A 274-nucleotide genomic window follows, 5' to 3' on the forward strand; every position below is an offset into this window, starting at 1 on the left:
GACTATAGACAGCACACTCAAAAAAGTAATCAGCTGCCACTCACCACTGCTCAGTGCCATGATAGGCTCACGCAACACGATACTTTGAGCAATCTTTCCTAAGAAATAGCACATGTTACCGACTTTGGCGATAGTATTTTTATCGTCACTGGCAGACAATAAATACATCATCAGTATGGTCGACATTGCATGGGTGGAGCCGCCAATCACGCCTGCACCAAAACCAACGGCAATTAACATAGGCTTGGTGTTTGGTAGACGGATTTGCTTACCG

1 pseudogene is annotated in these 274 nt (G+C 45.3%); it reads right to left on the reverse strand.

The window, feature by feature from the left end:
- Positions 1-274 (reverse strand): annotated as a pseudogene (locus R2R70_RS20245) (hypothetical protein); the annotation flags it as partial.

The organism is Cobetia sp. SIMBA_158 (assembly GCF_046566945.1).
In the GTDB taxonomy this organism is placed as follows: Bacteria; Pseudomonadota; Gammaproteobacteria; order Pseudomonadales; family Halomonadaceae; genus Cobetia; species Cobetia amphilecti.